The organism is Micromonospora sp. NPDC006766, from assembly GCF_040636055.1.
In the GTDB taxonomy this organism is placed as follows: Bacteria; Actinomycetota; Actinomycetes; order Mycobacteriales; family Micromonosporaceae; genus Micromonospora.
In genome coordinates, this window is the sequence record NZ_JBEYIX010000021.1 from 1 (window position 1) to 18152 (window position 18152).

The 18152-nt window shown below is 71.4% G+C and carries 22 protein-coding genes and 1 pseudogene; 4 read left to right on the forward strand and 19 right to left on the reverse strand.

From position 1 onward, the window contains the following. The first annotated feature begins 230 nt into the window (after window positions 1–230). The 3 genes from ABZ671_RS18405 to ABZ671_RS18415 all read left to right on the forward strand — a co-directional run bounded on the left by ABZ671_RS18405 (window position 231) and on the right by ABZ671_RS18415 (window position 1442). Window positions 231–425 (forward strand): hypothetical protein, encoded by a 195-nt coding sequence (locus ABZ671_RS18405; RefSeq protein ID WP_357859028.1) that lies wholly within the window; start codon window positions 231–233, stop codon window positions 423–425. A gap of 130 nt (window positions 426–555) precedes the next feature. After that, window positions 556–1059 (forward strand): helix-turn-helix domain-containing protein, encoded by a 504-nt coding sequence (locus ABZ671_RS18410; RefSeq protein WP_357859031.1) that lies wholly within the window; start codon window positions 556–558, stop codon window positions 1057–1059. 14 nt (window positions 1060–1073) lie between these two features. After that, window positions 1074–1442: a hypothetical protein gene (locus ABZ671_RS18415; RefSeq protein ID WP_357859034.1), complete on the forward strand. Its 369-nt coding sequence runs from the start codon at window positions 1074–1076 to the stop codon at window positions 1440–1442. A 67-nt stretch (window positions 1443–1509) separates the two neighbouring features. On the opposite strand, the gene ABZ671_RS18420 is transcribed toward ABZ671_RS18415, so the two are convergent. From ABZ671_RS18420 to ABZ671_RS18505, 18 genes and pseudogenes are all read right to left on the reverse strand, one after another. Then, complete coding sequence (locus tag ABZ671_RS18420) at window positions 1510–1977, reverse strand: hypothetical protein (RefSeq protein ID WP_357859037.1); 468 nt, start codon at window positions 1975–1977, stop codon at window positions 1510–1512. 50 nt (window positions 1978–2027) lie between these two features. Then, on the reverse strand, window positions 2028–2798 hold the full coding sequence (locus ABZ671_RS18425; RefSeq protein ID WP_357859040.1) for a ParA family protein: 771 nt from the start codon (window positions 2796–2798) through the stop codon (window positions 2028–2030). 546 nt (window positions 2799–3344) lie between these two features. Beyond that, a complete protein-coding gene (locus tag ABZ671_RS18430; protein WP_357859043.1) occupies window positions 3345–4790 on the reverse strand; it encodes a hypothetical protein in 1446 nt (481 codons plus the stop codon). 29 nt (window positions 4791–4819) lie between these two features. Next, the gene (locus tag ABZ671_RS18435; protein WP_357859046.1) at window positions 4820–5110 is read right to left on the reverse strand and encodes a hypothetical protein; all 291 of its coding nucleotides are present in this window, start codon (window positions 5108–5110) and stop codon (window positions 4820–4822) included. A gap of 13 nt (window positions 5111–5123) precedes the next feature. Beyond that, window positions 5124–5480, reverse strand: coding sequence for a hypothetical protein (locus tag ABZ671_RS18440; RefSeq protein WP_357859049.1), 357 nt, complete (start codon window positions 5478–5480; stop codon window positions 5124–5126). Further along, entirely contained in the window at window positions 5477–7588 is a 2112-nt protein-coding gene (locus ABZ671_RS18445) for a hypothetical protein (protein ID WP_357859053.1), read from the reverse strand. The genes ABZ671_RS18440 and ABZ671_RS18445 overlap by 4 nt, the downstream gene beginning before the upstream one ends. A gap of 59 nt (window positions 7589–7647) precedes the next feature. After that, window positions 7648–8025: a hypothetical protein gene (locus tag ABZ671_RS18450; RefSeq protein WP_357859056.1), complete on the reverse strand. Its 378-nt coding sequence runs from the start codon at window positions 8023–8025 to the stop codon at window positions 7648–7650. 17 nt (window positions 8026–8042) lie between these two features. After that, complete coding sequence (locus tag ABZ671_RS18455) at window positions 8043–9191, reverse strand: hypothetical protein (RefSeq protein ID WP_357859059.1); 1149 nt, start codon at window positions 9189–9191, stop codon at window positions 8043–8045. Window positions 9192–9198: 7 nt separating this feature from the next. Next, window positions 9199–9678, reverse strand: a complete 480-nt coding sequence (locus ABZ671_RS18460; RefSeq protein WP_357859062.1) for a hypothetical protein — start codon at window positions 9676–9678, stop codon at window positions 9199–9201. Between the two features lie 10 nt (window positions 9679–9688). After that, window positions 9689–9946 carry a hypothetical protein gene (locus tag ABZ671_RS18465; protein ID WP_357859065.1) on the reverse strand — a complete coding sequence of 86 codons (258 nt, stop codon included), beginning with the start codon at window positions 9944–9946 and terminating at the stop codon, window positions 9689–9691. 86 nt (window positions 9947–10032) lie between these two features. Continuing rightward, on the reverse strand, window positions 10033–10278 hold the full coding sequence (locus ABZ671_RS18470) for a hypothetical protein (RefSeq protein WP_357859068.1): 246 nt from the start codon (window positions 10276–10278) through the stop codon (window positions 10033–10035). Between the two features lie 172 nt (window positions 10279–10450). Next, window positions 10451–11296, reverse strand: a complete 846-nt coding sequence (locus ABZ671_RS18475; protein WP_357859071.1) for a helix-turn-helix transcriptional regulator — start codon at window positions 11294–11296, stop codon at window positions 10451–10453. A 131-nt stretch (window positions 11297–11427) separates the two neighbouring features. Then, window positions 11428–11736 carry a hypothetical protein gene (locus ABZ671_RS18480; protein WP_357859074.1) on the reverse strand — a complete coding sequence of 103 codons (309 nt, stop codon included), beginning with the start codon at window positions 11734–11736 and terminating at the stop codon, window positions 11428–11430. Beyond that, window positions 11733–12629: a hypothetical protein gene (locus ABZ671_RS18485; protein ID WP_357859077.1), complete on the reverse strand. Its 897-nt coding sequence runs from the start codon at window positions 12627–12629 to the stop codon at window positions 11733–11735. Before ABZ671_RS18485 ends, ABZ671_RS18480 begins: the two co-directional genes overlap by 4 nt. Then, on the reverse strand, window positions 12626–13786 hold the full coding sequence (locus ABZ671_RS18490) for a hypothetical protein (RefSeq protein WP_357859080.1): 1161 nt from the start codon (window positions 13784–13786) through the stop codon (window positions 12626–12628). The genes ABZ671_RS18485 and ABZ671_RS18490 overlap by 4 nt, the downstream gene beginning before the upstream one ends. A gap of 249 nt (window positions 13787–14035) precedes the next feature. After that, complete coding sequence (locus ABZ671_RS18495; protein ID WP_357859082.1) at window positions 14036–14260, reverse strand: hypothetical protein; 225 nt, start codon at window positions 14258–14260, stop codon at window positions 14036–14038. A gap of 291 nt (window positions 14261–14551) precedes the next feature. After that, window positions 14552–14794 (reverse strand): annotated as a pseudogene (locus ABZ671_RS18500) (WhiB family transcriptional regulator); the annotation flags it as partial. 44 nt (window positions 14795–14838) lie between these two features. Then, entirely contained in the window at window positions 14839–16146 is a 1308-nt protein-coding gene (locus ABZ671_RS18505; protein WP_357859085.1) for a hypothetical protein, read from the reverse strand. Between the two features lie 256 nt (window positions 16147–16402). Here ABZ671_RS18505 and ABZ671_RS18510 point away from each other — a divergent pair, with 256 nt between their 5' ends. Beyond that, window positions 16403–16804 (forward strand): hypothetical protein, encoded by a 402-nt coding sequence (locus tag ABZ671_RS18510; protein ID WP_357859088.1) that lies wholly within the window; start codon window positions 16403–16405, stop codon window positions 16802–16804. On the opposite strand, the gene ABZ671_RS18515 is transcribed toward ABZ671_RS18510, so the two are convergent. Further along, window positions 16787–18058, reverse strand: coding sequence for a recombinase RecT (locus ABZ671_RS18515; RefSeq protein WP_357859091.1), 1272 nt, complete (start codon window positions 18056–18058; stop codon window positions 16787–16789). The two genes, ABZ671_RS18510 and ABZ671_RS18515, sit on opposite strands and share 18 nt — an antisense overlap. Window positions 18059–18152: the final 94 nt, after the last annotated feature.

Here is an 18152-nt window from a genome sequence, read left to right on the forward strand (position 1 = left end):
GTCACCACCCCAGCCAAGGGCGCCGGGGCGGTGGCGGTGGTCGTGGCCGACGACTCGGGCAACGTCACCGTCGCGAACGGCTTCACCTACTCGTAGGTCACGCCGACTGCACGACGCGCCCCGCCCTCTGGCTGTAGCCAGGGAGCGGGGCACAGTCGCGTAAAGCGCGTGGTTGAGCGGCTGCTCACCTGATACGTCGACAATGGTGGGCTGAACAAGGAGGTCTGATCTTGAAGGTTCGACTGCCGGGCGGCACGGTACTCCCGCTTTGGCTGCTGATGGTCGTCACCCTGTTCGGGATGGGCATTGGCCTCACTGCCGTCGCGCTACTGGGACCGGAGCGGTCAATGTGGCTCCTGGCGCTGCTGGGCCTGCTGCTCGTTGGCCTCGTGTACGAGTTGCGCGCTCTCCTCCGTCGGCGCTGACCACCACAACGTGGCGCCCCCGCCCGGCCTGGAATGGCCAAGGCGGGGGCGCTGTGCGCTGGGCGCAGCCTGTAGACATGTCTACAGGCATGCTGTAGAGTGGTCTACAGATCGAGCGAGGGGGAAGGCGATGAACACCTACACCGCAGAGCAGATCACCCGCATCGGCGGACGCGAGTGGCGCAAGAGCGACGGCACCCTCCGTGTCTACCTCAACGTCGACGTGTGGGCCCCGCTGGTCGGCCTGGAAATCGAGTTCTACAAGAGCGGCAACATCGCCCACGCCACCCTCAACGGCGAGAAGATCTCCAACCGCCGCGCCGCCCAGCTCACCGCCATCAAGGTCTACTGGGAGGCCAGCCAGATCTTCATCACCCGCGACGCCGCGCTGGGCCGCGAGATCCGCGAGGCCATCGCCGCCGAAGTCGCCCGCACCAAGCCGGCCCCCGACGACGACGACCTCACCCCGACCGGCACCGCCGCAGAGCAGGTAACCGCCCTCCGCTCCGCCGGCCGCACCGTCCGCCAGATCGCCGAGATGATCGGCGTCAGCATCTCCACCATTTACCGCTGGGCGCGCGGCATCTGCCGCCCGCTTCCCGCCAACGCCGCCGCCCTGGCGGCCATCGCCTGAGAAGGAGACACATCATGTACGTCAAGGCAGTCGCGTGGGATCGGGTCAAGGACCGTGGCCCCCGCTGGGCCGTGTACGGGCAGCTCCGCCCGCAGGAGGCCCGCACCGAGTACGCCGACACCGCCGAGCGCGCCGAGAAGATTCGCGAGGACTTCGAGGAGAAGGGCTACTACCAGGTCCAGGTGCACCCGCCGGTCGGCTCCGTCGACCTCGCCAAGCTGGGCCGGGAGCGGACCGACGCCAAGCGGGTGCTCGACGAGAAGACCGCGATCCTGCGCGCCGGGGTGCTCCGCGCCCTTGAGGAGGGCCGCGCCGAGGCGGAGGTGGCCCGTACCGCCGGGGTGGACCGGCAGACGGTCCGCAAGTGGGCCGGCAAGGACTGACCCAGCAGACGACGAAGCGCCCGCTCTCCCATCAGGGAGAGCGGGCGCTGTCATTGTGCTGGGCCGATCAGCCTTCCCGCTCGACCGCCTGGGCGAGCGCCGGCGCGAGCAGCTCCCCGAGGGGCACTCGCTCCTCGTCGGCTCGGGCCATCAGGGAGTGCCACGCCTCGGGGTCGTGGTTGTAGGCGCTGACGAGGGCGGCGACGACCGACGTCATGTCGGTGCCGCGCACGAGGACCCCGTACTTCAGCAACCAGTGGTCCGCGCCAGGCAGGTACACCTGCAACGGCTTGGTCGACTCGACGTAGCCGGGCGGCGGCTGCGGGATGCCGGGGGCTGCTGGCCTGGCGGTGGGCCGAGGCGGCGCGGGGCGGGACGGCCGGGCTGGCGCGGCGGCGCGGCGGCGCGGCGCTGGTGCCGCGACCTCAGCAGGCTTCGCCTCTGGCGCCGCAGGGGTCGGGTCGGGCTGCGGGTCACGGGCGAACGGTGGCCGGCCGGGCGGCCGAGTCGAGGCCGCTTCATCGACTTCGTCCAAGATGCTGCCGCTCCCGGGTGCCTTGATCGTTGGTCGCTGTGGCTTGGCCATCACGCTGCCTCATCCCTCTTGATCAGTTCGGCGGCGAGTGAGGCGAAGTCGCCCGTACAGCGGCCACCAGGCTCATACAGGTTGATCGGGGTGTGGGCTTCGGTGGCCTCGCGCATCCGCACGCTGTCCGCGATCGGGGCGACCAGGCTGTCCGGGTACGACTCGGCGAACGAGTTGATCAGCTGCTGGTCGAAGCTCGTGTAGCGGCCGGGGCCGATGGCCTTGGCGCGGCCGACGACGATTGCGCTGATCCGCAGGTCCGGGTTGATGCGCCGGCGGACGGTCTTGACCATCTCCAGCAGCTCCTCCATGCCGACCACGTCGAGGCCGGACGCCTGGACGGGGACGATGAGCCCTTCGGCGGCGGCCACCGCGGCGACGGCCAGGACGTCGAGGGTGTGCGGGCTGTCGATGATGTCCACGTCGATCGGTGCCTCGCTTGTGGACAGGGCGGAGCGGAGCACCAGTTCGCTGCCGGGTTCGCGGGTTCGCTCGACCTGACGGAGCGAGGGCCACGACGGGACGATGTAGAGGTTGGGGACAGTGGTTCGTGATGTTACGTCGTCAATGGTCGATTTGTCCTTGAAGACGTCTACGAGCCCCTCCCCCACGTCGTCCTGCGGGGGGAGCCAGAACGTCGCGGAACCGGCTTGCGGGTCGGCGTCGATCAGACGGACGGCTTTACCTTCGGCGGCGAGAGCGGCGGCGAGGTTGACCGAGGTGGTCGTCTTCGTGCTGCCGCCCTTCTGATTGATCACGGCGAGGATCACGCGCGCGCCACCTCGTCTGTGGATTCCGACCACAAGATGATGCCTCCTTGCGTTGGGTGTGGGATACCTCCGCGCATTCTGGCAGCGGTGCGCCCGGGCGGGGAGTAGGCGCGCGCCCAGATTGGCCCCTCAGTGGCACATTCCACGCGTTGAGGGGCAGGTCAGAGCGCATGTAGGCCGATGTGCTTGGTGGTCGCCCCGACAGGTAGGCGGCCTACCAGTCAGTGTCCGGGATCGCTGTCGGCCGTCCGTACCGGAGCGCCGCCCGGCAACCCGGGACAGCTGCGGGCGGCCGAGAGCCAAGGCGGCTCGGGCGGGCGAGCGTCATGACGGCATGACGGCGGTCATGACGGCATGACCGGGCGTGGGCCGGGCGGCGGGGGAGCGGGGTTCACAGTCACAGGGTCACACCGGCTGTCAGCCCTCTCGGGGGCCCAACGCGTTAGGTGCGCGCATGCGCGCAGGCGCGCGCGATACCTGTGAACCTGTGAACATGCAAGAGGGGCCGACCGGGAAGTTGATCGGCCCCTCCGTGTGCTGGACGGTCTACGCGGTGGCCACTTCCGGGATCGGCGTGGCCTCCTCCACCGGTGCCGCAGCGCCCGGCTCACTGTCGAGGGACAGCGCGCCGAGGATGTCGTCCGTCTGCGCGCCGGCCGCGTCGAGCGCGCCGTCGGCGGCCGGCGCGCTGGTCTCCGGCGCGCGCGTCCGCGACTCGGGCGGCAGCAGCGCGGCGACCGCGCCGGGAAGGTTCACGGGCCGGGCGCGCGCGCCGGTCTCGATCTCCTTGGCCATGCGCGCGCGCCACGGCTCGCGCGCCTTCCGGCCGTTACCCGCGTGCGCGTACCCGAGCCAGCCCGCGACCATAGCGCCGTCCGGCTCCGCGCCGGCCTCCTCCACATGGGCCGCGTACTGGGCATATGCCGTCTCGGCGCGCGCGCCAGCGTCGGTCTGCTGGTCCTCGGCGCGGTCGTCCGCGCCGGCTTGGGCGCGCGCGCTGGCAGCGGCGGTCGGGGCGGCGGCGCGGGCGCTCCGCAGACGCGGCGACGGACGGCGTGGCCCGCCAGCGCGCATGCTCGGGGCTGGCGCGCTGTGCTCGGCGCGCGCGCTGTCGTCCGGCGCGGTCGCCTCGGCGCGCGCGTCCTGCGGCTCGGCGGTGGGCTCGGCGCGCGCGCCGGCCGCCGCGTCGGTGCCCTCCGGCGCGGCGGCCTTCACGGGCGAGGTCAGTCGCTCGATCTCGTGAACCAGCCGCACCCGGCGGGCCACCTCGTCCACCATCTCGGGCGTCGCCACCAGCGCGAGGCGGCGCAGCCGGGCCGCCCGCATCGGGCGCCACAGCCGCCAGCCGTGGTGCAGTTTGTGGGCGGCGGTGGTGAGCCGGCGGATCTGCCGCTCCTCATGGACGACGGACAGGTCCGCGTCGGTCGGGTCGATCAGGCCCAGCCACACCCCGATCCGGCGGGGCGAGATGCGTAGGGCACCGGTCCGTAGTGCCTGTGTCCCGTCGGCGGTGACGCGGCGGATGATCGCGGGCGCGTACGGCACCCACCACACGAGAGCGACCAGCAGCGGCAGGATGATTCGCAGCGCGAACTCGGCCGCGCTCATCGCGGTGAGTGCGACGACCAGGCCCATGGGTACGGCGACGATCCACACCAGCCGGCCGGGCCAGCCGAGGTTGCCGTGTTTCTTGTGGTGGTCGTCGGCGTACGCGGCCAGGGTGACCAGGACGGCGCTGGTGACCAGGGCGAGCACCCATGCGGCGACGCCCTTGACGCCGGTCTTTTCGGCCAGGTGGTGCAGGCCCTGCGCTTCCCATGCCAGGACGAGCGGGGTGGTGATGGCGCGGCCGACCGACGCCAGCGACCGGTGGCGGACCTGCCACCACAGCAGGCCGATCAGGGCCACAGCCAGGATGGCGCCGGCCGGGACGATCCAGGCGGTCACCTGGTCCGGTGCCGGCGTCCACTGCGCCGGGTCGAACGGGATCATCGGGGGTCTCCTAACGGGTTGGGGCTCGCTCAGCCGCAGGTCTTCTGGCGTACCGAGTTGTCGGACGCGTAGTCGAGGTGCCGTGCCAGCGCGCGTTTGGGCACGCGGTGGACGGTGACGAGGCGCTGCAGCAGCAGGCCGAGGCCGCCGCGCAGCGACGCGATCTCGGCCTCCAGTTGCTCAATTCGGGTCTTGGTGGCGCGCGCCGATTCGAGGTCGGCACGCGCCACGGAGGGCAGGGTGTCCACGGCGGTGGACCGTACCGCCGGGTGCGCACTGGTGTGCGCGGTGGGGGTGGGGTGGGTGTGTTGCAGCTGCATCGGGGGTGGACTCCTAGCGGGCGATGGCGCGCGCCGGGCGCGCACCGGAGGGGACGGCAGCAGCGCGCCGGGGGTGCGCGCTGAGGCGGGCGAGGGCGGCGACCAGGTCGTTGGTGACGGTCTCGGCGTGCAGCACGTCCCGGTCGTCGCCGGGCAGCGGGGTGGAGAGGGTGACGTCGAGGCGCGTGCGCCGGCCGGGGAACTGGGTGAGAGTGGCGACGACGACGCCGATGCCGGGGACGTGGCGGCGGATCGGCTCGCTGCGGTGCTCCCCGTTGACACTCAGGGCCTGGCAGCGGACGACGTCGCACCACACCGGGTGGGTCTGCTGGCCGCGCGTCCAGCGGCGGCCGGTGATCGTGGTGGTCACGCTACCTCCTGAAGCTGACGGGCGGGCTGGCCGGCGAGCGCCCACTCGCCGTCGCGGTCGCCGCGGCGTACCCGGGCGCCGGGGCGCTTCGCTTCCCGACCGAGGGACGTGGACACGGTGCTGCGGGTCGAGCCGATGCCGGTGGCGATCACCGATGTGGTGGCCACGCCGCCGTTGCGCTGGAGCCAGTCGACGGCCTGGTCGACCACCGTGGCGTTGGCCTTGCGGGTCCGGCCGCCCTGCGCCGGGACCACGGCCGGCGGCTGCCCGGCGGGTGCCTGCACGGTGATGACCTCCCGAGCGGGTGCCGGCTCGGCGGGCGTGCCCGGCTCGGCGACCGTGCGGGCGTAGTCGGGCCGCACCGCCTTCGGTGCCAACGGCCGGGCCAGCCACTGGTCGTAGTAGTCCCGGCCGGCCCCCCGGGCGGTGATCTCGTCCAGCGCCGGCCGGTGGGCCGCTGCCGCCTCCGCCAGCTCGAAGTCGTCCTCGTCCGCGATGGACGGGGTGCGACTGAAGGTGGCGCGGGCGCTGTGCGGGGCGACGGACTCCAGCACGCAGGTGCCCTTGGTGTGCTCGTATGGCTGGCCGGGCGGGTGCACCGGGATGCGGTCCGGGGACGGCATGTGCGGGGACAGGATCATGCCCTTGCTCACGGCCTCGGTGTTGCGGAACGCGACGACGTTGCCCTTGATGTTCTGCCTGATCGTGTCGTTGTTGCCCAGCTCGGGGACCGACGGCATCTGCACGCCGAGGTTGAGCTGGCCGCCGACCTTGCCGTCGAGCTTCACAATCTGGGCGACGAGGAACCGGCTATCGGGGTCGTAGGCGAACAGGACGGGGATCTCATCGACGCTGACCGACAGGATCGGCATGTACTCGCCGAGGCGCACAGGCTCGCCGTCGACCAGCACAAGGATGTCCGGGTCGTAGCGGGCGATGCCGTGGCGGACCTTCTCCTTGCTGGTCAGGAACGGCAGCTCACCCAGGATGGCGGAGCGGGCGAACAGGGCGCCGCGGAACGCTTCCAGCATCGCGAGGCACTGCTCGGCGTCCCGGGCGATGTAGTCGGCCTGGCCGTGCTTGCCGGCCCAGGCGGGGAAGGACTGGCCGCCCTGCGGGCACGCTGCCCACGGCACGACCAGGCCGGAGTCGGTGACCTGGGTGATGGCGGTCGAGAAGCCCTTGCTCTTACCGGAGCCGGAGTCGCCGGCGAACACGGAGTTGACGGTGCCGGCCTTCGGCACAAAGATCGCGAACCGGCCCCGCGTGCCGTCAGGGTAGGTGGTGAGGGCGACGGAGCCGTGGTCCAGGCCGCGCCAGGTGTCGTCGTAGGCGGTCTTCGCGTAGGTCTTGTTGGCGTTGACCCGCATGATCCGAGCGGTGTCGAGGCGCTCGGACGCCTCGGGCTCGACCACGAACTCGCCCATCGAGCACCGGAAGGCTGAGCCGATGAACTCCTGGGCAGCGACGGCCTGCGACGTCGTGAACAGGCCCGGCTCGCCGTGGATCACGCCTTCCCACTCGATGTTGCCCTTGCCCGGCTTGACGTTGACCAGTTCCGTGCCGGCGAGGCGACGGTTCGGGGCGGCGAGCCGCTCGGCCCAGATGACCTGCTGCTCGGCTGGCGGCTTCGGGCGGCGTACCCGGCGGTCCCACATCCACGGACCCGCTGCGGCGATCGTGAGCGCGGTGTGGATGCCGGCGGTCCAGGTCAGCGGCAGCGTCCACGTGGTGAGGACCAGCGACCACACGGCGGCCGCGGTGAGGCACGACCACGCGTAGGTCAGCTTCGCGCGGCGGAGCCGGCGGCCCTGCCTGCTGCGGCGGCGGATCCAGAGGGCGAGGTAGACGGCGGCGATGGCGGTGCCGGCGCTGATGGTCAGCCACGGCCGGTTGGTGCCGTGCATGAGCAGGGCGGCGATGGCCAGCCACAGGGAGGCGTAGAGGGGGGCGAGCAGCTGCCGGTACCGCCAGCCGCAGCGCAGAGACAGGCGGATGATCCAGGTGATGGCGCGGGCGATGCCGCCGATGAGGGCGCCGAGCGCGCGCAGCGGCCACCACACGCGGCGGCGCGGCGGGGGCGGCGGCTGCGGGGTCCTGCCGAACACGGCATCCTCCTCTCGTGGTGGGGGCCCCGGGCCGGCTGGTCCGGGGCCCCTCGGGTTGGTCAGTTGGTGGGGCGGTTGGTGCCAGCGCCATACGCCTCGCGCTGGGCGAGGCCACCGGCGGCCTGGCCGCGCTCACGGATGGACAGGTGCTGGTCGAGCAGGGCGGCGAAGGTGGCGGCAGCGGCGTTGGCGGCGGCGGCCGAGCGGGAGCGGTCGATGGCGGCCGTGGCGCGTTGAAGCGCCCGGTCACGCAGCCGACCAACGGCGGTGACACCGGCCCCGGCCGGCCCGAACAGGCGGATCATGTTGCCGTGCAGCCGGTCGAATCGGCCAAGGTCTTCGTCGGCCAGCTGGCGGCTGGCGCGGGCGTCCTCGACGTCCCGACCGGCGTCGGTCTGGAGGTCTTCGAGGTGGCGCTTCGCGTCGGTGAGGTTCATCGGGCTTCTCTTCCTGGTCAGATGGCGTAGGCGTCGGTGACGGCCATGCCGCCGGCCGTGTCGACGGCGGTTTTGACCTGGCGGTGCGGGTCGACGTCGCTGAGGGCCTGCCGGGCGTCGTTGAGGGTGCCGTCGGCGGCGGCGATCCGGGCGGCGGCGGCGTCGACCAGGCCGCGGAGGTGGTCGGCGAGGGCGAGGGCGGCACCCCGCACGTCGTCGGGGAAGTCGGAGGTCTCCACCCAGTGCTGGAGGGCCTGGTGCCGCTTGGCGTCCTCCATGGCCCGCTGGAGGTGCTGCTGGGCGTCCTCCCGCTCGGCTTCCTGTTCGCGGATGATGCTGTCCAGCTCGGCGCGGACCTGTTCGAGGTTCCGCACGTCACCGCCGGTCGCGGTCTCAACGGGCACTCCGGTGCTCCCTTCGGTGTTCGGGTTGCTGTTGTTGGTGACCAGGCGCAGGGTCGGGCCTTCGGCCGGCTCTTCGTCGGTCCGGGCGCGCTCGGATGCGACGAGCGCGTCGTGGGTGGTGCAGTAGCCGTTGCCCAGCTTCTCGTCGCGCAGGTCGAGGCAGCGTCGGCCCGCCATCTCGTACCTGCACAGCCGATTCGGCTCGCCGTTGGCCGCCTTCGCGCGCTCGGCCCACAGCTCCTCGGAGCGGCGGTCCAGCGCGGCCTTCTCGGCCCGGAGCTTCTCGACCATGGCGAGGTGCTTCGCGCAGTACGGCTCGGGCGCCCCGGGCGCGATCCGCTCGCCGCAGTTCATGCCGATGCTGATGCCGACGCGCGGCACGTCTGGGCCGATCCAGCGGCAGCCCGGGTCCTTGACGGCTGCCGGCTGCTCCGTGGTCGGCTTCGGCTTGGTGGCCGGAGCTGAGGTGGCTTCCTTCTTGGTGCGGGCCTCGTACCAGTCGTGGGCGGCTTTTGACCCGTCGGGCCAGCCCTGCACCAGGCCCCCGACGAACCCCCGCGTGTAGAGGACTCCGCCGACCAGCCCGGTGGCCAGCGCGGCGCCGACCTTCACACCGCGGGGTGCCGGCGCGGGGCTGGATCCCTTCCACGCGGCGATGCGGCCCTGGTAGAAGCTGCGGACGGCGTTCTTGCCGCGCCGGCCGGCCCGGTAGATGACGGTCGTGATGACCACGATGATGAAGATCGCGCCGAAGTCGGGCATCCCTGACCTACTTCCCGCTCGGCTTGGGGGTTGGGGCGTGCGGTGCGGTGCCGGTCAGCGGGCCGACCAAGCTGGCGAAGAAGTCGGTGATGCCCTGCACGAGCGTGTGGAGGCCATCGCCGAGGTCCCCGGTGGCGGAGCGGACGGCGATGGGGAGGAGCGCGGCGGCGGCGAGGGTGAGCCAGCCGACCTGCTTGCGCCACAGGTGGATCACGAGAATGAACACGGCGACCAGGGCGATCAGGCCGGACACCTTCGCGTCGAGCTTGCTCAGGGTGAGCTTGTCGATCAGCTTGGTTATCGAGCCGATCGCGCCGCTGGCCGTCTCACCGGCCCAGGTGGTGATGAGGCCGGCGACGCCGGTCATCACGAGGCAGGTGGTGAGGCGGGGCAGCATCCGGTTGCCGATGAACCAGAACAGGGCGGCGATGACGAGGCACGCCACGCCGACCCCTGCGGACACCGCGTAGGTGGCCTCGGGCTTCATGGGGGGGTCCTTACTGCTGGGTGGGTTGGATGTCGCGGCGCAGGTCTTCGAGGCCGGCGCGTACGGTGCGCCAGGCAGCCGAGCGTTGCGCCGGCTTGAGCGCCTTGATGCCGGCGCGGATCTGGTCAAATACCACGACGGCTTGGGCGGCCGGGTCGTCTCCGGCCTCGGCCCACCGCCGCGCCCAGTTCGCGGCCTCGCGCTGCTCGCGGCGGGTCTTCCGGGTGGACTTGACGGGACCGGCCGGCCGCCGGTTGAGGATGCTCACGGTCGGGCCTCCGTCCCGGTGCCCTCCACCTCGGCCTGAACGGCCGGGCCGAGGTGGAGGCGCATCGTGCGCAGCGGGGTCACGGGTTACTTGGCGGCCCGTGCGCGCCGGTCGTGGGCGAACGCGGCGGGGATGGCGACGGCCAGGGCGATGACGGCGCCGGCGAACGGGGCGTCGGCGTTGCCGCCGGTGTGCTTCTGGGCGATGGCGACGCCGAGCAGGGCGAGCATCGTCCCGAAGGCGATGAGGGCCGTGACGGCGAAGCTGGTGAGGGTGGTCGGGCGCTGGGTGCGCTCCGGGGTGGTGGCCTGGGCGCGAGTGATCTCGGTCATGGGGTCTCCTTCGCGGGACGCTTACGCATAGTTGCGCATTGGCGTGCGCAGTAAGACTATGCGGGTCGATGCGGCATGGCAAGGCAAGACCCGGGCGAGTGGCGCGCAGATGGCGAAAACCCCCGCCGGCGACCGGCGGGGGTTGGTGTGCGGACAGGGGGAGCGGACCGTGCTACGTCAGCAGCTGCGCGATGAAGCCAAGGGAGTCATCGGGGGACAGCGCGGCGACGGCCATCCGGTCGAACACGATGCCGAAGTCCGCGGTTTCCGCCTCACCGGCGAAGGTGATCTCGGCGGCGGTGGCCTCCACGATGACCAGCGGGTCGTCGTCGGCGAACTCGTAGGCCGTGAAGCCGCAGGTGGGCACAGCGGTCATCGGCGTGCCGATGGGTATGACCTGCACGGTGATGCTGTCCACACTGGCGGTGTCGAGAATGCTGCGCCACACGTCGGGCCGCAGGTCGACGTCACCGGCGGGACGCCACCGCAGCGCCGCCTCGGTCAGCACCGCGTGGTAGGCGGGCGCCCCAGGCTGCCGCATCCGGGCTACCCGCCGCATGCGGGCCTCGACGGCGGCGGTGACGTCCCGCTCCCCGTGCAGGTTCGCCGCGGTGATGGTGGCGCGGGCGTACTCGGCAGTCTGGAACAGGCCCGGCACGATCAACGGCTGGAAGTGCCGCACGCGGGCGGCGCGGCCGTCGAGGCCGACCAGCTCCAGCTGGCGTACCTCGAGACTGCCGCGGTGGAGGTCGCGGAGGGTGGTGACGCGCTGCTCGATGGCCTCGGCGAGGGACATGACCCGCGACCGGGTGGCCTGGTCTACGTAGCAGGCGTCGAGCCAGGCGATGATGTCGGCGAGCGGCGGCCACAGAGTGCCGGACTCGATCCGGGACACCTTGGACTGGCTGACGGTGATGCGTTCGGCGAGGGCGGCACCGGAGAGGCCTCGGTAGCGGCGGATCACGCGGAGCTGCGCTCCCAGGCGGAGCCGGAGGGCGGAGCGGAGCGGATCCGACACGGGTTCTCCTCGCTTGTTTTGTACCGGCAGAGTATGCGGGCTGATGCGGGACGGCAAGAAGGGCACCAGCTGTGCTGCTGGTGCCCTCCTGTGCGGCTGTGGCCCCCGATGGCGGCCAGGCACCGGTTCGCTCACCCGGTCCCGTGGCCGTCCTCACGTTGTACGGCACCGCTCGGGTTAGCGTCTCGACGCAAGATCCTTCCGGTTATGGCCTGCGCCGACTGGCGGTCGATCGCGTCCACAGCGTGGTGGTCGACTACCAGGATCTGCCCGGCCGGCACCGCGCCGGACTCGTGCACGTCGTACTGGCCTGCGACGCCGTGCCGGTCGAGCATGGCCGTCACCTCGGCGGCCCGGCCGTGCTCGACCAGCACGGTACGGCGGGCATCCGTGATGACCTGCTGCCAGAACCGCAGGTCGGTCCATGGGTCGCCGCTCACCAGTCGAGACCCGCCAGGCTGCGGCGGTCCGGGCCGAGGAACGTGAACGCGGTGGCCCGGTCCTGGAGGCGAGAGAACAGCCGGTCACCGAGCATGGTCTCCAGACCGGCCACCCGGGTGCCGTCGCGCTGTTCCACGTCCCGGGCCCGCAGGTTCGTTGTGAAGATCGTCCGCAGGCGGGCGTTCAGCCGGTACTCGATCAGCTCCAGCAGCTCCCGGCGGACGAACTCCTTCGCCTCGATGTCCATTTCCGCCGCCAGGTCATCGATGATCAGCAACTCAGCGGTGTAGGCGCGGTCGCGGATCTCCCAGACCTTGTGCTTCGACCCGTCGGGGCGGAGCTGGGCCAGGTAGCCCTGCATGGTCCACGCCCGCACCAGCAACGGCTTCGTGACGACCTCGCCGGACCGCAGGCGAGTCGCCGCGCCACGGCGGGCGGCCTCCGCTGCGGCGGCGTACGCGGCCTGTGTCTTGCCGCTTCCGGTGCGGCCGGCGAAGATCGCCGTCCGGGCATCCGGGTCAGCCAACCACGCGGCGATCCCGTCCGGGTGCTGGTCCGGATCCAGGGACGCCAACCCGACATCGGCGGCGACCCGGTCGTCGGGCAGGCACGCCTGCAGAGATCGTTCCCGGGCGGCAGCCTGCTGACGGAGGGTCTGCTCGCTTGCCGGCACCTCACCGGTCGGGGTGCTCACCGGGCTGGGCAGGCCTGCGGCCTTGGCCTGCCGGGCGGCGTCGGCACGCTCGGCGGCCAACCCGATCAGCTCGTCTCGGAGGTGCTCGGGGAGCCGGCTCATGAGGCCCTTGGCGAGCCATCCGGCCTGCTGGGTCTCGCCCGACTTCCGCTGCCGGGCGATGGCCCGCTCGGTGGGGGATTCCTGCTGCGTGGTCACCATCCACCTCCGGCAGCCGCGCCGGCAGGAACCGGCCGGGCATCGTCCGACCAGGCGTCGTTGACCTTCAGTGCGCCGGCCGGCGGCCTGCCGCCGACACCAGCTGGCGGTCGCGGTGCGCGACCCCGGATCGTTACCAGCGCGCGCTCCATCTGCGCCTTGGAGGGGAGGCCCTCAGCGATGCCGTTGAGGGCTCGCTTGACCTCGTCCTCGGTGTACCCCGCGTCGAGGAACGGCAGGACCAGCGACTTCACGGCGTGCAGCGGGTTGCTGGCTACCACCGGCCACCCCTTGCTGGCGCGGTAGGTGGTCCAACTGCGGGCGATGCCCATGGCCAGGTCGTGGTTCGTCGGCTCCTTCGGCGGCTTCGGATCCGAAGCACGGGGGGCTGGAATCGTGCCGTCGAGGGCCGGCTGAACTGCGTCAGCTCGGTCGTCGGCAGCCTCGCCGCGCCGATCATCCGAAGGATGATCGGAATCTGTGTAACCCCTCTGGTGTAACCCCTCTTGTATAGGGGACAGGTTTCCGGTCGCTGCTTCTCCGGGCCCCGGGTTCTCGGGGCCCGGATTCTCGGAGCCCGAAAACCCGTCTCCGAGGTTGTCGAGACCCTCGGAGCCCGAAAACCTGTCTCCGAGGTTTTCGCTTCCGTCCGGGTCTTCGCCGGCGTCGTCCGCCAACTGCTGCCCCTCCGGCGGCGGGAAGTCGTCGTCCAGCAGCGTGCCGTCCGGGTACTTCACCTTGAAGCTGCCGTCCGGCTGTTCGACCAGGGGCACGTACTTCCCGCCGAAGAACTCGGCCTGCGCCGCCCAGGACGCCACCGGGGTTTCCGACACGGCGGTGCCCATCACGAACGTGCGGTCGAGCATCCGCCGCTTCTCCAGCCGGTAGTAGCCGGCCAGCGCCAACTCCCGCAGCGCGGTACGGACGGCCTCGCGGCCTTCCCGGGCCGCCTTGCGGCCACGGAGGGTCTTGCCCTTGCCCTCGTTGGCGATCTGGATCGAGTTGACGTCCCAGCCGTCCGGCTTGTTCAGGAGCCAGGTCAGCACGCCGAGGCTGCGGAACGGGACGGTGAAGTCGTCCACGGTGCTCGACGGCACCTGAACGAAGGGGTCGCGGCGCCGCTTGCGCAGGCCGCCGCGCGGGTTCTCCATGCTCATGAGACACCGCCTGGGATCCGGGGGGACTTCATGGAGCGGGTGTCTACCGGCCGCGCGCACTTAACGTCTTCGACGTTGTGGCGATTCACAGGACGGAGGTGTGTGCGGGTGGGCGACCCGTGTGCCAAAATGGGCACACGAGTACGACCCAAGGGGTCACGCATGTGGCTCCTCGGTTGGCTGAGATGGTCGCTTCTGGGTGTGGGATCCGGGAGGCGACCATCTGCTTTTTCGGTTGTGTTCTCGTCTCTAGGCTGCCGCCAGCTCCAGGGGGAGCGTCGGTGCGGGTGCGGCGGGCGCGGGCCACGGCTCGGGCAGTCCAGCGCCTCTCGCCGCGAGGTTGGCGACGTAGTCACTGAACGGGATGCCGAGTTCCCGGGCTTCCTGCTCGTACCGGTCGAGTTGCTCGTCGGGGAAGCGCACGGGGCGGCGTTTGCCGCCCTTCGGCACCCGTCCTGGTTTGGTGCTTGCCATGCCACAGGTGTACTCCATTGCTGAATCAGATACACGGAACCCGCGCGGCGTGTCGTGATCGGCTTCCGGCCCGGCCTGGCCGGCAGGTCACGCCGCCGCACCGAGCTGCTCCATCTGCGCCTCCCGGGCACGCTTCCGCGCCCGGTACACGGACCGCTCGGACACCCCGGCGACCTTGGAGATGGTGGCCGCGCTCGCGCCGTCCTTCGTCAGCTCGTGCACCTGGTCGTCCAGCGGCCCGGCCGGCCCACGACGGCGCTTGGCCAACTGCACCGTGACGGTGGTGCCAGGGATGCGCAGCTCCGTCAACCGGTAGCGCTGCCTCTGGCTGAGCCCGCCCCAGACGCCGATCCGCTCGTCCGTCACCACTGCGTAGGCCAAGCAGAGGTCCCGGACCGGGCACTCCTTGCACACCCGGGCGGCGGCCCGCCACGCGTTGCCCTGCTCCTGGGGGAAGAACGCCTCGGGGTCGGTATCGGCGCAGCGTGCGTCCTTGACCCACCAGCCCGGGAGCCAGCCGACCATGTCGGACATCATGAGCACCCCGGCGTTGATCCAGGGCCGCAGATCAGTCACCCTCACGGCCGCACCTCCGCCTCGACGCGCGCCTGGTGCAGGGCCTCGGCTACCGCGCGGGCGGCGTGGACGGGAACCGGCTTCTCCGTCGAGGCCTTGCGTACGGGCACGATCTCCAGCGTCGGGAACCGCTTCACCCGCACGTTCGGGACGATCGACAGCAGCGGCGGCCTCTCGTCCTCCGGCGTCGCAGCCCAATCCTCCAACCGGTCGACCAGCTGCTCGAACGCCTCCTTGTGCTGCGACCGGCGGGTGCTGCCCCGCTTCACCTCGAACGTGCCGTAGGTGCCTTCCGGCACGTCGGCGAGAGCCTTGTACGCCTTCTCGTCCTTCTCCCGGTCCAGGCGCTCCAGCCGCGCCCGGCCGGCCTCCTCGACCGCCCACACGACCTGCGGGTCGTCGGCGGTCGGGTTCGGGCCGTGCACGGTGTACGTCTGCGGGGTCAGACCGGCCACCTTGGCGGCGGAGATGGCCCAGCAGTGCGCGCGGGCCGGGCACCGGTCGCACAGCGGGTCGACGTCGGGGCCGCGGCCGGCTCGGATCGGCTCCAGGCCGGCCTCCATCATGGTGACCAGGTTGACCAGCTCACCGAGCGCGCCGAGCGCGTAGCTCTCGTCGTACGGGCGGGTGAAGGTCTCCTCGACGCCGGTCTCCCGGTGGATGTAGCGGATCCGCACCCGGCGGACCGGGCGGCCGGCGACTGCCAGGGCGTAGGCGTAGATGAAGCTCTGCTTCCATGCCTTCTCCCAGGGCCCGTACACCCCAATGTGGTCCCACGTAGCCTTACCGGCGGTCTTCCAGTCCTCGACCGTGGCTGTGACCGGGTCGTACTCATCGGCCTCACCGCCGCGGTCCAGGCCGGGGATGTGCACCCGCACCTTGTGCTCCCGCCACGGGTACAGGGCGGCGCGGGCCTCGGTGATGCCCGCGTGCATGGCGGTGCCGGCGTCGGCCTGCCGGGTGTCGTCCGGCAGCGGCTCGTACCCGTCCGGCGGCGCCTCCCGGTACCACACCTGGCGGGGGCAGCTGCCCACGTCGGAGGGGGATACCTGCCAGCGGCCGGCGGCACGCTCGCCCCGCGCCGCAGTGTTGTGCGTGGCCACGTCGTCCATGGCCAGGCGCTCGTCGGCGGCAAGCACCGCCCACGCCAGGTCCCACGCCGGGTCCGGCCGGTACGCGGGGCATCCGTCCGGGCCGGGCCCGGCGTGCAGTTCACCGGCGTGCAGGTGGGCGGCGGCCCCACACAGGCAGCCGGACGGCCAGGGACCGATCGGCCAGCCGGCGGCTACGATGGCCGCCGAGCGATTCACCAGAATCGGCTCAAGATCCAACGCCCGACCTGGGGGAGGTTGCAGAACCACAGGGGTCTCCATTCGTGCGGCGGGTCGCTCACCCGCTGGTCTGCCCCCGTTGCCGGGGGCCGGCCACCCAGTCAAGTAACTGAGTGGTGTGTATGTGTGACAGTACAAACGGTGCATCATGACTCGCAAGGGGATGCGCGAGGCCGCACAGCCACACAATGATCGGGTAAACGGTCGGTTCCCCAGCCCCCCGGAGGGTGGGCCCGTGACAGATCAGCCTCAGGTCGGCGACAGTGCGCGGGCCCGCCTTGTCATGTCCGAGGCGCTGCAGATGACCGCCGAGTTCGCCACCAGCCTCGTACCCACCTACGCCGACCACCATATGGAGTTCGGCGAGCACCTTCAGGCCGCCCGCCGGCTGCGGCTGTGCGCCGAGCGGGTCATCGACGCGACGATCGCCGTCGAAGCCGCAGCCGGTGCCACCGTCGAGGAGATCGCCGTCTGGCTGGCGCTGCCCGTCGAGACCATCGAGATGCGTCTCGCCGCCCAGCGGGCCAAAGCCGCCGCCGTCGACCCCCCGACGCTCGCCGGGAGGCTGGACGCCTGGTACGCCAGGGTCGGCGGACCAGACGCCCCCTCCAACGCCGTCTCAGCCGGTCTGGTCTGAACCCTCGGCCGGACCGGCCACCCAGTCGAGCATCGCCTTCGCGCCCGCGTGCCCGCTCGGCGGCAGGGTCCGGTACAGCTCCGCTCCGGCCACCGCGTTCCGCGACTCCATCGCCTCGCCGACCAGCGGCCGGAGGCTGAGCACCAGCGGACGCAGCGCCTCCACCGGCAGATCCTCCGGGTTGCAGCGGTGCGCGACGGTGAGCCGGTTGAGCAGCTTCACCCGGGACTGACCGAGGATCCGCGCCTGCTCGTCCAGCTCCTCCATCAGCCACTGCCGCTCGTCGTCCGCCGCAGGGCCGTCGGTGTCCGGGGCCTCATCGGCCGGCTTGCCGACGATCGTGCCCTCCACGACGTCACCGCCCTCGTCCACCCTCGCGGCCTGCGCCTTGGCGAACGCCTCCCGCCGCTTGGCCACCAGCCGCTCCATGTACTCGGAGTTGGCCTCCGAGTCCAGGTGAGACATCTCTTCCTGGATGTAGAGCCCCGACAGGGTGGTCGGGAACGCCTGCCGAAGAGAGAGGGCCTCCGCGCACTTCGCGAGCATGTGCGCGCCGCCCTTCGCCCACATCTCGTTGGGCACCTTCTCGTTGTTCTTCCACGTCGTGCCAACGAACATGTCCCAGTTCGCGATCGCCTCCGACTGCACGATCTCCCCGCGCTCGTCGTAGTACTCGATCACGCACTTCGCCGCCGCCGGGTTCCCTGGCCGCAGCCACACGTCGTCCCACACCCGATACCGCACCCGGGTCTGCGGGTCGACAATCCACGAGTTCGGGTCGTTTTCCGGGCCCGTCCAGTAGACGCCGACCTTCCGCCGGTACCGCTTCGTCTCGAACGCCTTCCGACGGTAGGTGTCGATCGACGTCTGGATCGAGTAGCTATCGCCGCTGCGGCCCTTCCGCTTGATCAGGTACGCCTCTTTGGCCCAGGGGTCCAGCTTCCGCACCTGGCAGAAGTGGATGAACACCCGGATCTGCGCGACGTCGTAGTCGTCGGTGATGCCGATGGCGCTCAGGGAGGTCCGCTGGTCGGCCGTCAGCCGCCGCTGGCCGGGCTCGATGGCCAGGAAGCCGGGCGGCTGCACAGCCACCGTCCCGGCGCTCTCCGCCGGCTTCTCGTCCGCCGGGGCGGCTTCCTCCGACGGCTGGTCGCCGGTCTCCGCCGTCGCCTGCTCAGCGGACGGTGCGTCCGGCTCCACCGGGACGGCATCAGTCGATACCGCTTGGTCGGTCTGCTCAATGGCAGCAGTCATGGTCAGGGTCTCCTCGTCCGGCCCGTCGCTCACGGGCCTAGCCGTACGCCGTCAGAACGATAACGTCCTGACACCCCAAAGTGTAGCAGGAATG